The 11,705-nt window shown below is 68.8% G+C and carries 11 protein-coding genes; 2 read left to right on the top strand and 9 right to left on the bottom strand.

All coding sequences use genetic code 11. From position 1 onward, the window contains the following. Nucleotides 1–139 precede the first annotated feature (139 nt). The 5 genes from FB600_RS36715 to FB600_RS37465 form a co-directional block, all read right to left on the bottom strand. Nucleotides 140–628 (bottom strand): DUF2846 domain-containing protein, encoded by a 489-nt coding sequence (locus FB600_RS36715; RefSeq protein ID WP_217282049.1) that lies wholly within the window; start codon nt 626–628, stop codon nt 140–142. A gap of 188 nt (nt 629–816) precedes the next feature. Further along, entirely contained in the window at nt 817–2,244 is a 1,428-nt protein-coding gene (locus FB600_RS36710) for an aspartate aminotransferase family protein (RefSeq protein WP_145758286.1), read from the bottom strand. 42 nt (nt 2,245–2,286) lie between these two features. Continuing rightward, nucleotides 2,287–3,621, bottom strand: a complete 1,335-nt coding sequence (locus FB600_RS36705; protein ID WP_013698778.1) for a glutamine synthetase family protein — start codon at nt 3,619–3,621, stop codon at nt 2,287–2,289. 66 nt (nt 3,622–3,687) lie between these two features. Then, entirely contained in the window at nt 3,688–4,458 is a 771-nt protein-coding gene (locus FB600_RS36700) for a gamma-glutamyl-gamma-aminobutyrate hydrolase family protein (RefSeq protein WP_145758285.1), read from the bottom strand. Nucleotides 4,459–5,139: 681 nt separating this feature from the next. Next, nucleotides 5,140–5,283: a hypothetical protein gene (locus tag FB600_RS37465; protein WP_186014919.1), complete on the bottom strand. Its 144-nt coding sequence runs from the start codon at nt 5,281–5,283 to the stop codon at nt 5,140–5,142. A 35-nt stretch (nt 5,284–5,318) separates the two neighbouring features. Here FB600_RS37465 and FB600_RS36690 point away from each other — a divergent pair, with 35 nt between their 5' ends. Next, on the top strand, nt 5,319–5,870 hold the full coding sequence (locus FB600_RS36690; RefSeq protein WP_096750532.1) for a cupin domain-containing protein: 552 nt from the start codon (nt 5,319–5,321) through the stop codon (nt 5,868–5,870). 50 nt (nt 5,871–5,920) lie between these two features. After that, a complete protein-coding gene (locus tag FB600_RS36685) occupies nt 5,921–7,408 on the top strand; it encodes an aldehyde dehydrogenase (protein WP_036049960.1) in 1,488 nt (495 codons plus the stop codon). An 86-nt stretch (nt 7,409–7,494) separates the two neighbouring features. Here FB600_RS36685 and hutG read toward each other — a convergent pair whose 3' ends face one another. Genes hutG through FB600_RS36665 form a run of 4 tightly spaced genes read right to left on the bottom strand, consistent with a single transcriptional unit; the run spans nt 7,495 to nt 11,599 of the window. Further along, nucleotides 7,495–8,298 carry an N-formylglutamate deformylase gene (gene hutG / locus FB600_RS36680; RefSeq protein WP_096750531.1) on the bottom strand — a complete coding sequence of 268 codons (804 nt, stop codon included), beginning with the start codon at nt 8,296–8,298 and terminating at the stop codon, nt 7,495–7,497. A 32-nt stretch (nt 8,299–8,330) separates the two neighbouring features. Then, nucleotides 8,331–9,707 carry a formimidoylglutamate deiminase gene (locus tag FB600_RS36675; protein WP_145758284.1) on the bottom strand — a complete coding sequence of 459 codons (1,377 nt, stop codon included), beginning with the start codon at nt 9,705–9,707 and terminating at the stop codon, nt 8,331–8,333. A 19-nt stretch (nt 9,708–9,726) separates the two neighbouring features. Continuing rightward, nucleotides 9,727–10,950, bottom strand: coding sequence for an imidazolonepropionase (hutI, locus tag FB600_RS36670; protein ID WP_145758283.1), 1,224 nt, complete (start codon nt 10,948–10,950; stop codon nt 9,727–9,729). Nucleotides 10,951–10,969: 19 nt separating this feature from the next. Continuing rightward, nucleotides 10,970–11,599, bottom strand: coding sequence for a HutD family protein (locus FB600_RS36665; RefSeq protein WP_145758282.1), 630 nt, complete (start codon nt 11,597–11,599; stop codon nt 10,970–10,972). Nucleotides 11,600–11,705: the final 106 nt, after the last annotated feature.

The raw sequence follows: 11,705 nt of genomic DNA, 5'->3' as shown, positions 1-11,705 counted from the left end.
AGCGGCCACATAGCGCCCTCAAATACAAAACGCCCGATGCGGTGCATCGGGCGTTCTAGCGTCTAACACTGTCAACCTATTTCAGGACTTGACACGGCGACTAGAATTCAAATCCCTTTCCGTTGCCGCATTCCGCGCCCTACTGCGTCTTCGCCACCGCGCTCCCCGGCCCGCTCCCGACATACCGCAGCATCGACAATTCCTCGCGCGCCTTGCCCGGCTCGCGCTCGAGCGAGGGCGTGAGCGGCCCCGCGATCAGCGCGAACGGCACCTGCATCCGCACATACTTGGTTTCCCCCGACGCCACGTCGACCGTCAATGGCTTGTCGGGCGCACTGGAGGTGGTGATCGTGTATTGCCCCGCCGGTTCGTCCAGATAGAAGAAGCCGCCATTGGGCATCACACCCGCCGGCTTGTCGTTGACCTTCACCTGGTCGCCGCTCGCGCCGCCGAGCTTGGCCGAGCTGCGGAAGAAGACGATGCGTCCCTGCCCCGCGGCCGGCGACGGCACCGACGCCCACATGTCGCGATAGATCGGTTTCTGCGGCTCCGACGACGCGCATCCCGCCATCGCGATCGTTGTCGTCAGCACCGTCACCGCGCCGCTGGCCCGCCAGTTCCACCTCATCGTGATGCCCTCCGGATCGTGTTCGTTGATGCGAGAGGCCGGCCTCGGCCGGCCCTTTCAATCAGCATAGACGATCCATCCCGGCATCGCGACGAGCGTCGTCGCCGCGCGACGCACCTTTGACAATGCGAAACCATCGCGCGTCGCGCAGCAAGGGCCGCGCGAGGCCGGCATCGAGAACAACAGCCTCAAGCCGCGCCGATCTGCTTCGCGGTCGCAGCAATCGCGCGCGCGGCCTTCTCGACGATCTCGTCGACATCCTCCTTCGAGACCACTAGCGGCGGCGACAGCAGCATCCGGTCGCCCGTCGCGCGCATCACCAGGTTGCCGTCGAAGCAATGGTCGCGACAGATAGTGCCGACCTCGCCGCCGTTCGCGAAACGGCGGCGCGCGACCCGGTCCTCGGCGAGCTGGATGCCGGCGACCAGGCCCGCTCCGCTGATCTCGCCGACGATCGGGCTGCCGTCCAGCGCTTCGCGCAGGCGCTGCTGGAAATACGGCCCGATCTCGCGCTTCACGCGCTCGACCACGCCGCCGTCGCGCAACACCTTCAGGTTGGCCACCGCCACCGCCGCCGCCACCGGATGGCCCGAATAGGTCATGCCGTGGTTGAACTCGCCGTTCTCGATCAGCGCATTGGCGACGCGGTCCGACAGCGCCACCGCACCCATCGGCACATACCCGCTGGTGAGCCCCTTGGCGAGCGTCATCAGGTCCGGCGTGAAGCCGAAATGCTGGTGCGCGAACCATTCGCCGGTGCGCCCGAAGCCGCCGATCACCTCGTCGGCGATCAGCAGCACGTCGTACTTGCGACAGATCCGTTCGATCTCGGGCCAGTAGGTCGAGGGCGGCAGGATCACGCCGCCGGCACCCTGGAACGGCTCGCCGATGAAGGCGCCCACCTGGTCGGCGCCGAGTTCGAGGATCTTCTCCTCGAGCTGCCGCGCGCGCGCCAGGCCGAACTCCTCGGGCGTCTGGCCGGCCGGCGCCTCGCCGAAGAAATACGGCTGGTCGATATGGACGATGTGCTCGACCTTGGAGGACATCTGCTCGTGCATGTAGTCCATCCCGCCGAGCGTGCCGCCCGCGATGGTCGAGCCGTGATAACCGTTGCGGCGCGAGATCACGTACTTCCTGCCGGACTGCCGCTGCGTGAGCCAGTATTGGTGCACCACGCGCAGCACGGTGTCGTTGCCTTCCGAGCCGCTGTTGCAATAGAAGAAATGATTGAATCCCGACGGCGCGATCTCGGCGAGCAGGGCCGAGAGCTCGATCACGGGCGGATGCGTGGTCTTGAAGAAGGTGTTGTAGAACGGCAGTTCGCGCAACTGCCGCGCGCCGGCCTCGATCAGTTCCTCGCGGCCGTAGCCGACGTTCACGCACCACAGCCCGGCCATGCCGTCGATGATGCGATTTCCATCGGAATCCTGCAGATGCACGCCGTGCGCGCTCACGATCACGCGGCTGCCGGCACGATTGAGCGCGCCCATGTCGGAGAACGGGTGCAGGTGGTGGGCCGCGTCGAGCGCGCGATATTCGGCGGTCGAGCGCGCGGCGGCCTTGGCCGGTGCGCGCACGGTCTGGACATAGGCGGATTCGCCGATGCGTTGGGTCATGATGGGTCCTCCGTTAGGCGGCGCGCGAGCGCCGCGATTGCGTTAGACATGCAGCAGCAGATGACGGCGTTCCCACGAGCTGATCACGCGGAAAAACGCCTCGTACTCGGTTTCCTTCAGCGCCAGGTAGGCCTTCACGAACTTCTCGCCGAGGATCTCGGCCAGCGGCGTCGAGGCGGCCATCAGCGTGAGCCCTTCCTCCAGGTTGCGCGGCAGTTGGTACGGCAGGCTGTAGCCGTCGGCCGCGAGCGGCGCGGTGGGTTGCAGCCCCTGCGTGATGCCCAGGTAACCTGCCGCGAGCGTGCCGGCCAGGGCCAGGTAGGGGTTGCAGTCGACGCCGGGAATCCGGTTCTCGATGCGTCGCGCGGCCGGCTCCGCATGCGGGATGCGAAAGCCCACCGTGCGATTGTCGTAGCCCCATTGCACGTTGATCGGCGCGGCCATGAAGCGCGACAGCCGGCGATACGAGTTGATGTAAGGCGCGAAGATCGGCATCAGCGCCGGCGTGTATTTCTGCAGGCCGGCCAGGTAGTGGCGGAACATGTCGGTCGACTCGCCCTTCGCGTCGACGAACAGGTTGCGGCCGCTCTCGACGTCGACGATGCTCTGGTGGATATGCATCGCCGAGCCCGGCTCGTTCTCCATCGGCTTGGCCATGAAGGTGGCGTACATGTTGTGGCGCAGCGCGGCCTCGCGCACGGTGCGCTTGAACAGGAACACCTGGTCGGCCAGCGACAGCGCATCGCCGTGCTGGAAGTTGATCTCCATCTGCGCGGCGCCGACTTCATGAATCAGCGTGTCGATATCGAGCCCCTGCATGTCGCAGTACTCGTAGATGTCCTCGAACAGCGGATCGAACTCGTTGACGGCCTCGATCGAGTAGGACTGCCGGCCGGTCTCGGCGCGGCCGGTGCGGCCCACCGGCGGGCGCAGCGGCAGGTCCGGGTCCTTGTTCATCTCGACCAGGTAGAACTCGAGCTCGGGCGCCACCACCGGACGCCAGCCCTTCTCGCGATACAGGTCGAGCACGCGGCGCAGCACGTAGCGCGGCGAGATCGCCACCGGCGAGCCGTCGAAGTGCACGCAATCGTGGATCACCTGGGCGGTAGGGTCGACCGCCCACGGAATCAGGCAGATGGTCGAGGGATCGGCCACGCACACCATGTCGGGATCGGTCACGCCCGACAGCGAGCCGTCCTCGGGATAATCGCCGGTGACGGTCTGCACCATCACGGCCTGCGGCAGCCGCATCGATTCGCCGGTCTCGAACTTGTTGCGCGGGATGATCTTGCCGCGCGCGATGCCGGCCATGTCCGGAATGATCGCCTCTACCTCGGTGATCCGGTGCTGCTTCATGAAGTCGTCAAGGTCTTGCATAGGAGCCTCGTTGGGTGGGCACCGACGCGTTCGTGTTCATTGGACGCGCCGGCACACGGCGGCCTGTCAGGCCGCGATACGCCTTCGGGCCCGGCAGGCTTCGCCGAACGCCGAAAAAATGGCCCGCGACAGCGGGTTCCGCGCAAACTGCCATTCCGGATGCCACTGCACGCCGAGCGCGAAAGCACGCGCCTCGCGCACGCCGACCGCCTCGATCAACCCGTCAGGCGCGAGCGCCTCGATCGTCAGCCCCTCGCCGAGCCGATCGATCCCTTGCGCATGCAGGGAATTGACCTCGACCTCGGCCGCTCCGCCCGCGAGCCGCGCCAGCAAGCCGCCCGGCGCGAGCCGCACGGCATGCGCGGGCCCGTACTGGCGATCGAGCGGCGCGGACTTGTCCTCGCGGTGATCGAGGAAACCGGGCAGTTCCTGCACGCGCTGATGCAGGCTGCCGCCGAACACCACGTTCAGCTCCTGCAGGCCGCGGCAGAGCGCCAGCACCGGCACGCCGGCCTCGATCGCGGCGCGGATCAGCGGCAGCGTGGTGGCGTCGCGCGCCGCGTCGTGCAAGGTGCCGGGCTCGCTCGCGACGCCCGCGTAGCGATGCGGCTCGACGTTCGAATAGCTGCCCGTCAGCAGCAGCCCGTCGATCGAGGCGAGCAGGTCTTCCACCGGCTGGCGATCGCCGAGCGCGGGCAGCACGAAGGCGAGCGCGCCGGCGCCGTCGACCACCGCGTCGATGTATTTCTCGCCGGCGGAATGCACCGGGTGCGGGCCGGCCATCGAGCGATCGGCGCTGATGGCGACCAGGGGCCTCCCGGAAAGGTGTTGGGTCATCTTGCTGCCTCCGGTTCGATGCACGCGAGGGCACGCGCCACCCGCGGCAAGCGGGCGAACGAGCGTCTTCGCGGCAACCGCGCGCGCCGGAGCGGCCGCGCGGCGACGGTTCGGATCTGCATGGGCAGTCGCGGTGGACCAGCGCTGCATGCCGGCTCGGCGGGATGCAAGGGCAAGCGCCCGCGATGCGGGAACGGCAATCCGGCGCATGCGAGCGCGCAAGCGCGGCACGCACGGGGCCGGAAGCAGGAATCGAGGCGCTAGGGCAACAACGAAGCGGCGTGATACGGCCGCAGCGCATTGTGCGCACGGGCCGTGCCGACATTGAAACGGCGCACGCAACGCCGGGAAATGACGACGAAGATAGGCAGGCTTGGGCTAGCGCGATACTCGCCGCAGCCGGTTTCGGGGGACACGGCGACACGCGGCGATGCCGCGTAACGACTTCGGTCCCGACTGACCAGGGGGCCTCGGACTCTCACGATCACACTCGACTGACTGTTTAAAGTATTGAACGCGTCGAGCCCCGCGGGAGATGGATTCGCACGAGCGCTCGACACGCCGGCTGGCCGTCGGTGGCGATCGGTGCACTGCGCGAGTCGCGCAAACTGGCGTCATTCGGGCCAGAGTGATCGGCATGACGGCTTGCTGGCGTTTAGCTTAACGTATTCCCGGACGGCGTCAATCGCCTTTCAAAATTCCAAGCCGGGTATTTACCCTGAGCCCGTTCGCCGCCAGCCCGCTTAAAATATTCGACAGCCCCGGCGAGCCGTCAGCGGCCTCACGACGATTTTCCAGCCGCGCATCGTCCGGATTCCGAACCATCCTGCCGCTCGCCGCCAGCGAGCCGGAGCCGTCCGATGTCCGTCGAAGTCGCCACGCGCCTGCAGTTCATCCGCAAGAAGCACGGCCTGTCGCAACGCGAACTCGCGAAGCGTGCGGGCGTCACCAACGGCACCATCTCGCTGATCGAGCAGAACCGCGTGAGTCCCTCGGTCGGCTCGCTCAAGAAGCTGCTCGAATGCATCCCGATGAGCCTGGCGGAGTTCTTCACCTTCGAGTTCGAGGACGATGCGCCGGTGGTCTGGCGCCGCAACGAGATGCCGAATCTCGGCGACGAGGCCACGCCGCGCTACCTGGCGGGCGCGACCGTGCGCGAGCGCGCGATCACCCTGCTTCGTCAGGTCTACGAACCGCTCGGTGATTCGGGCGAGCAACCGCTCCAGCATCCGGGGCAGCTCGGCGGCATCGTCACGGCCGGGCAACTGGAGTTGATCGTCTCGGGCCGCACCTGGCGGCTCGAGACGGGTGACAGCTATTATTTCGAGGGCCGCCTGCCCCATCGCTTCCGCAACCCGAGCGCCGATACGCGCTGCGAATTCGTCTCGGCCGCCACGCCGCCGACCGATTGATCCATCCAGCGCGCGGCCGCGCGCCGTGCCTCACTGAACAGGACCTGCCCATGACCCATACCTTCGCCGACTGGCAGCGACTCGCCGCCTCGCTAGAGATCGAGGGTCGCGCCTTCGTCGACGGCGCCTATCGCGATGCCGCGAGCGGCCGCCGCTTCGACTGCGTGAGCCCGATCGACGGCCGCGTGCTCGCCCACATCGCCGACAGCGGCGCCGAGGACGTCGATGCCGCCGTGGCCGCCGCGCGCCGCGCCTTCGACGGCGGCGGCTGGTCCGGCCTCGCGCCGCGCGAGCGCCGCACCATCCTGCTGCGCTTCGCGGCCGCGCTGCGCGAGCACCAGGACGAACTGGCCGTGCTCGAGACCATCGATGCCGGCAAGCCGATCGCCGATACCACCTCGGTCGACATCCCCGGCGCCGCCTATTGCGTCGAATGGTTCGCCGAGGCGATCGACAAGATCGGCGGCGAGGTCGCGCCGGTCGATCCAAAGCTGGTCGGGCTCGTCACGCGCGAGCCGGTCGGCGTGGTGGCGGCGGTGGTGCCCTGGAATTTCCCGCTGCTGATGGCGGCCTGGAAGTTCGCGCCGGCGCTCGCGGCCGGCAACAGCGTGGTGCTGAAGCCTTCGGAGAAATCGCCGCTGACGGCGATCCGCGTCGCCAAGCTGGCCTTCGACGCCGGCATTCCCGCCGGCGTGTTCAACGTGCTGCCGGGCGGCGGCGAGCCGGGCAAGCTGCTGGCGCTGCATCGCGACGTCGATTGCCTGGCGTTCACCGGCTCGACCGCGGTCGGCAAGCAGATCATGCAATACGCCGGCCAGTCCAACCTCAAGCGCGTCTGGCTGGAGCTCGGCGGCAAGTCGCCGAACATCGTGCTCCCCGATTGCCCCGACCTGGACCGCGCGGCGGCCGCCGCGGCCGGCGCGATCTTCTACAACATGGGCGAGATGTGCACGGCCGGCTCGCGCCTGCTGGTGCATCGCGAGATCCGCGAGCTGTTCGTCGCCAAGCTGCTGGAAGCCGCCAAGGCCTACCAGCCCGGCCATCCGCTCGACCCCGCCACCTCGATGGGCGCGATCATCGACCCGATCCAGCTCGAGCGGGTGCTCGGCTACATCGAGACGGGGCAGGCCGAAGCCCGGCTGCTGACGGGCGGCAAGCGCGTGAAGCAGGACAGCGGCGGTCTCTATGTCGAGCCGACCGTGTTCGAGACCGAGGCGAATACGCGGATCGCGCGCGAGGAGATCTTCGGGCCGGTGCTGTCGGTGATCGTGTTCGACACGGTCGACGAGGCGATCCGGATCGCCAACGACAGCGACTACGGGCTCGCGGCCGCCGTCTGGACCGGCAGCCTGGGCACCGCCCACGAGGTATCGCGACGGCTGCGGGCGGGCACCGTCTGGGTCAACTGCTACGACGAGGGCGGCGACATGAATTTCCCGTTCGGCGGCTACAAGCAATCAGGCAACGGCCGGGACAAGTCGCTGCATGCGCTGGAGAAATACACCGAGCTGAAATCGACGCTGATCCGGCTGCGCTGAGCCTGCAGGCGGTCGGCGAGACAAAGCGGCGCGTCACCCTTCCCGGGTAACGCGCCGCTTTTATCGCGCCATCGGCCGGTGCCGGATCAGCGATACGCCAATGCCGTCTTCAGCAGCCTTTCGAGCAAGGGCGCGACCGCATCGGCCTTGCCTTCGTCGTAGGCATAAGGACGCGTCTCGTCCATGTAGGTGATCTGCGCGAGCTCGAGCTGCACCGCGTCGACCTTCGCATCGGGCGCCCCATACTGGCGCGTGATGTAGCCGCCCTTGAAGCGCCCGTTGGCCACGGCGGTATAGGCGCCATGGCGCGTGACCACCTCGGCCAGCGCCTCGCCGAGCCCCGGCGCCGCGCTCGCGCCGTTCGCCGTGCCGAAGTTGAAGTCGGGCAGCCGTCCCTCGAAGAAGCGCGGCACCTGCGAGCGGATCGAATGCGCCTCCCACAGCAGCACGCGGCCATGCTCGGCGGCCAGCCGCGCGATCTCGTCCTTCAGCGCCGTGTGATACGGCAGCCAGTAGCGATCGCGCCGGCGCATGATCTCCGCCTCGTCGGGCTGGCCGCCGGCGGGATACAGCGCCTCCTTGTCGAAGGTATCGACCGGCACCAGCCCCGTGGTGTCCTGGCCCGGATACAGGTTCGCATTGTCGGGCGGCCGGTTCAGGTCGACCACGTAGCGCGCGTTGGCGGGCACCAGCACCGAGCCGCCCAGCTCGCGCACGAAGCCATACAGGCGTTCGAGGTGCCAGTCGCAATCGTCGACGTGGGCGGCCACGGGCGTCATGGTCCGCGCGATATCCTCGGGCAGGCGCGTGCCCGCATGAGGAATCGAGACGAGCAGCGGCACGCTGCCCTGGTGCAGGGTGAAAACGGCGGGTTCAGCAACGGCATTCATCGGTTCGAGATCCTTGTCGAGGGGCGCGCCGTTCAGCGCAGCAGTTCCGCGAGCGCGCGGCGGTAGCCGGCATAGGCCTCCGCCTCGTCACGATGGCGGCGCGCATCGACCACGCGCTCGCCGCCGGCATAGACGTCGAGCACGGGCGTGTCGCCATGCTCGGCGAACACCACGCCCGACAGCCAGCTGTCGCTGCCGCGCTCCATCAGGCTGGGGTGATCGGGATCGAACACGATCCAGTCGGCGCGGCTGCCCACGCGCAGCGCGCCGATCGGCCGGCCGCTGGCACGGGCGCCACCCTCCAGCGTGGCCGCGAACAGCATGTCGGCGACATGCGGCTGCGCCGCATCGGCCAGCACATTGCGCTCGCGACGCACCAGCCGCTGGCCGTATTCGAGCAGGCGCAGTTCGGCGCGCCAGTCGACGCTGGCATGGCTGTCCGAGCCAATGCCGATCGCGCCTTTCCTGGCGAGGTAGTCGACGGCCGGGAAGATGCCGTCGCCCAGATTCGCCTCGGTGGTCAGGCACAGGCCGGCCACGGCGCCGCTGGCGGCCAGCGCGGCGGTTTCCGCCTCGTCGACATGGGTCGCGTGCACCAGGCACCAGCGCGCATCGACCTCGAAGCCGTCGAGCAGCCGCTGCACCGGGCGCATCCCGGTGGTGCGCAGGCAATCCTCGACCTCGGCGGTCTGCTCGGCGATATGGATATGCACCGGCGCATCGGCCGGCAGCCCGGCCAGCAGCACGCGCAACCCCGGCTCGGAAACCGCGCGCAGCGAATGCGGCGCGATGCCGTAGCGCAGCCCCTCATGCTCGGGCACGGCCGAGCGCAGCGAATCGAGCAGCGAGAGCAGGCCTTCCGAGGTGTTGATGAAGCGGCGCTGGTCCTCGCGCGGCGGCTTCTCGCCGAAGCCGCTGTACTGGTAGGCGACCGGCAGCATGGTGATGCCGATGCCGGTCTCGCGCGCCGCGTCGACCACGCGCCGCGCCAGTTCCTCCTGGCGCGGATAACGCTCGCCATCCTGCATGTGATGGACGTAGTGGAATTCACAGACCGAGGTATAGCCACACTTCAGCATCTCGACATAGAGCCAGCGCGCGATCGCGCCGAGCGCGTCGGGCGTCAGCTTCAGCGCGAAGCGGTACATCAGGTCGCGCCAGCTCCAGAAGCTGTCGGACGGATTCGCCCGGTATTCGGTGAGCCCGGCCATCGCGCGCTGGAAGGCGTGCGAATGCAGGTTGGGCATGCCCGGCGCGAGCGGGCCGCGCGCGCGCGCGACGCCTTGCGGGCATGCCACGCCGGCGCGCACCTCGGTGAGCATGCCGCGCTCGTCCCAGCCCAGCAGCACGTCGCGCTGCCAGCCCCCGGGCAGGAAGGCGCTCTCGGCAAACAGCATTGCCTGATTCATCGTGAGGATCCCTTCGAAATTACACGGCGTCGCGACGGAACACGGTCGCGCCGCGCTTGACGACACGCTCGCAGAGCGGTCGTCCGAACCAGTAGGCCAGCTCGGCCAGCGAGGCCACCGGCCAGGCCGCGAAGTCGGCCGCGCGCCCGGCCGCCAGCAGGCCGTGGCGGTCGGCGCGGCCGAGCGCGGCGGCCGCGTGACGCGTCACGCCCAGCAGCACCTCGGGCACCGTCATGCGAAACAGCGTGCAGCCCATGTTCATGGTCAGCAGCAGCGAGGTGAGCGGCGAGGTGCCGGGATTGTGATCGGTGGCGATCGCGATCGGCACGCCGTGGCGGCGCAGCAGATCGAGCGGCGGCAATTGCGTCTCGCGGATGAAGTAATAGGCGCCCGGCAGCAGCACGGCCACCGTGCCGGCGGCCTTCATCGCCTCGATGCCGGCCTCGTCGAGATACTCGATGTGGTCGGCCGACAAGGCTCCGTGACGTGCGGCCAGCGCCGTGCCGCCCGAGTTCGACAACTGCTCGGCATGCATCTTGACCGGCAGCCCGTGGCGGTGCGCGGCCTCGAACACGCGCTCGCTCTGCGCGAGCGAGAAGCCGATTCGTTCGCAGAACACGTCGACGGCATCCACCAGCCCTTCTGCGGCCAGCGCCGGCAGCATGGTGTCGCAGACGAGATCGATGTAGTCGTCGGCGCGTCCCGCGTAGTCGGGCGGCAGCGCATGCGCGCCGAGAAAGGTGGTGTAGACGTCGACCGGGAAGCGTTCGCCGAGCTGGCGCGCCACGCGCAGCATCTTGCGCTCGCTGGCCAGCTCCAGCCCGTAGCCCGACTTGATCTCGATCGCCGTAATGCCCTCGGCCAGCAGCGGCGCGAGCCGTGCCGCGGCCTGCGCGAACAGCGTCGCCTCGTCGGCCTCGCGCGTCGCGCGCACCGTCGAGACGATGCCGCCGCCGCGCCGCGCGACCTCCTCGTAGCTGGCGCCGGCCAGCCGCAGCGCGAACTCGTCGGCGCGCTGGCCGCCATAGACCAGGTGCGTATGGCAGTCGACCAGGCCCGGCGTGACCCAGGCGCCGCCGAGGCTTTCGCGCGTCCAGCCCGCGTAGGCGTCGGGCAGCGCCGCGCGCGGGCCGAGCCAGGCGATCGTGCCGTCGGCGTCGACGGCCAGCGCGGCGTCGGAGATGGTGTCGTCGGGGTCACCCGAGGCGCAGAGATTCAGTTGATGCCAGACAGTGGGAGTCATCGTTTCATGCGGCCCAGGTTCATGCGGCCTTCGCGGCCGCCTTCGGAGTCAGTTCGATACAGAGCAGCGCGCCTTCGCCGCGCACCGAGCCGGTGATACCCGCGCCCGTCGCGACCGCCAGATCGATCCGCAAGGTATCGAGCGCGCCGAGCACGACGCTTCCCGCCTCGCCCGCGCCATCGATCGACACGCTCGGCGTGCCGCTCACGCAGAACAGCAGCACGGTCGCCGCGCTCGAATCGATGCCTGCGCCATCGGCGAGGACGGAGACGCGCCCCGTCACGGCCGAGCGCCGCGTCATCAGGTTGAAGTCGCGGGTCGGGCCGTCGTTCAGCTCGGCCGACAAGGACAGCTCGCCGTCGAAGTCGAAGCGATCGAGCGGCGCGGCCAGCAGGCGCCGCGCGCCGTCCTCGCCGATCAGGCTCATACTCGCGCCCGAGAGCAGCACCAGGGTGCGATCGATGCCGGGAAAACGCGAGAACGGGCCGGGCTGCGCCACATCGGCGACGCTCACGCGCCACGCGAACCCGTCGAGCGAGGCGCCCGGCGGCTGCGCCGCGATTTCGCGCGTCACCCCGCCGCCGTTCTTCCACGGCGAGGCGACGAGCTGTTCGGCCCGGATCAGCGAGAGTCGAAGCGGAGGAGTCATGGTGCGTTCGCTCAGCGCCCCAGCATCGGCAGCTTGAGGCCGGCCTCGCGCGCGGTTTCCTGCGCGAGTTCGTAGCCGGCATCGGCGTGACGCATCACGCCCGTGG

The sequence above is a fragment of the Burkholderia sp. SJZ089 genome (genome assembly GCF_007828315.1).
Lineage (GTDB): Bacteria > Pseudomonadota > Gammaproteobacteria > Burkholderiales > Burkholderiaceae > Burkholderia > Burkholderia gladioli.
Note: the sequence above shows the minus strand (reverse complement) of the source record. Positions and strands in the feature narration are given on the sequence as shown.